Raw genomic sequence first — 1318 nt, 5'->3', positions numbered from 1 at the left:
TGAACCGCCCCGCCTTCCGTGGAGGCCATTTGGTTTAAGTCAGGCCGGCGTTTCGGCCTGACTGGCGAGTTGCCGGTAGTAGTTTGCCTCAGCTTCGGCCGGGGGGATGTAGCCGATGGGTTCGAGCAGCCTGTGGTGGTTGAACCAGGACACCCATTCCAGGGTTGCCAGCTCCACGGATTCCCGGGTTTTCCAGGGCGCTCGCCGATGGATCAATTCCGCCTTGTACAGCCCGTTGATCGTCTCGGCCAGCGCGTTGTCGTAGCTGTCGCCCTTGCTGCCCACAGACGGTTCGATGCCTGCCTCGGCGAGCCGCTCGGTGTAGCGAATGCTGACGTATTGCGACCCGCGATCCGAATGGCAGACGAGGGTGCCGTCTCGCTCGGGCTGCCGGGCGTACAAGGCCTGCTCCAGGGCATCGAGCACGAAGTCCGTGCGCATCGAACTGCTGACCCGCCAGCCCACGATGCGCCGCGCGAAGACATCGATCACGAAGGCCACGTAGAGCCAGCCCTGCCAGGTCGAGACGTAGGTGAAGTCGCTGACCCACAACTGGTTCGGGCGCTCGGCACTGAAATGTCGCTTGACCCGGTCCAGCGGACAGATTGCCTTGCTGTCACCGACCGTCGTGCGCACGACCTTGCCACGCCTTACCCCGCGCAGGCCCAGGCGGCGCATGAGCCGCTCGACCGTGCAGCGGGCCACGGACACGCCTTCCCGGTTCATCTGTTTCCAGACCTTATCCGCACCATAGACTTGCAGGTTGGCGTGCCAGAGGCGCTGAATGTGCGGCATCAGGGCCTCGTCGCGCTGGACGCGGGCACAGCGTTTATGCGGCTCACGCCTGAGCGCCACGTGGCGCCAGTAGCCCGACGGGGCAATCTGCAACACCTTGCAGATCGACTCGACCCCGTAGGCCTGTCGATGCCGGTCCACAAAACCCCTCAGGACTTCAAGCGGCGGTCGAGCTCCGCCTGGGCGAAAAACGCACTGGCCAGCTTGAGGATCTCGTTGGCCTTGCGCAGCTCCTTGTTCTCGCGTTCGAGCTCCTTCAGGCGCTGCAACTCGGACGTGGTGATGCCGTCCCTGGCTCCCGAATCAATCTCGTGGCGCTTGACCCACTCAAGGAGCGTCTGCGGCACGCAGCCGATCTTGGGGGCGATCGATTCGATGGCCGCCCACTGCGAGGGGTACTCGCCGCGGTGCTCCAGCACCATGCGCACCGCACGCTCGCGCACCTCAGGGGAAAACTTGTTCGATTTGGTCATGGCTCAATCCTCTCAGAGTATTGGGCCTCCACCAAATCCGGGGCGGTTCA

General features: G+C 64.0%; 1 protein-coding gene and 1 other annotated feature. The gene reads right to left on the bottom strand.

What is annotated here, in order from left to right; all coding sequences use genetic code 11:
* Window positions 1–39: 39 nt before the first annotated feature.
* Window positions 40–1268, bottom strand: a protein-coding gene (locus GH681_RS23050; RefSeq protein ID WP_153163827.1) for an IS3 family transposase whose coding sequence is annotated in 2 segments (ribosomal slippage) — window positions 40–980 and window positions 980–1268 — 1230 coding nt in all. Because the reading frame shifts where the segments join, the coding sequence is not laid out codon by codon here.
* Window positions 874–990, bottom strand: a sequence feature (AL1L pseudoknot). It overlaps the preceding gene by 117 nt.
* Window positions 1269–1318: the final 50 nt, after the last annotated feature.

It is taken from the genome of Zoogloea sp. 1C4, assembly GCF_009469605.1.
Classification (GTDB): domain Bacteria; phylum Pseudomonadota; class Gammaproteobacteria; order Burkholderiales; family Rhodocyclaceae; genus Zoogloea; species Zoogloea oryzae.
Note: the sequence above shows the minus strand (reverse complement) of the source record. Positions and strands in the feature narration are given on the sequence as shown.